Raw genomic sequence first — 805 nt, 5'->3', positions numbered from 1 at the left:
CAGCAAAGGAGCCTCCGATGGCTGGGGGGTCAGGACGTCTTCCAGCGCGCGGTATTTGGTAACATTTGGCAAATAAATGCGTCCATTCAGTCGTGAGGTTAACTGCCGGTAGAGCAGCCATTCGTAACGTTGCGGGTTAACGTTATCCTGTTTAACCAACCATGGGAGGTGCTTTTTCGGGATGAGCGACGTATCCATCGTCTTCAGTGGTCCACCGAATGCGATTTCCGTCTGCATCTGTTGAAGTTGGGCGACGACGGCTTCTGAGCCTTTACCGGCCTCACATTCAAGGCACAAGAACACCTGCCTTAACAGTTGCTCCAGGAGATTGCATTGTTCATCGTAATGTTGCCACTGGTACTCTTCCACGGTCCGTTTCTGTTTTTTCAGGTAAAGGCAGAGGGTCTGGATATCCCTGTCATTCATGACCTTCAATGCCTGTTGTCTGACTACTGAGAAGGGTTGATTATCATCAATGTTCTCATCCACAAACAGATGCAGTAACTCTGCCGCTTTCGTGACATTGTCCGCGGCTGACTGCCAGGACAGGAACACTGCTTGTTGTGCAAAGGTGTTGGCAGCTTCTTGTTGCTTGCGGATATGGTAAATGAACCCATCAGTTAACCGTTCCAGTGCCAGTTGTATCCGCTCTGTCAGGTGACATAGCAACCATAGATGCTGCTGTGCGCGTTTGAATCGTTTGAGTTTACTACCGTAATAGTTGATGAGCTCACCGAAGTGTTGTCGATTTTTAAGAGACAGATTAAGCCCATCGATAACGCCATTGATTTGCGTGCGCCATGGC

At 49.2% G+C, this 805-nt stretch carries 1 pseudogene; it reads right to left on the bottom strand.

Annotated elements, in window-relative coordinates:
- Positions 1–805 (bottom strand): annotated as a pseudogene (locus R7093_RS24895) (Tn3 family transposase); the annotation flags it as partial.

The sequence above is a fragment of the Vibrio sp. 1580 genome (assembly GCF_033340055.1).
Note: the sequence above shows the minus strand (reverse complement) of the source record. Positions and strands in the feature narration are given on the sequence as shown.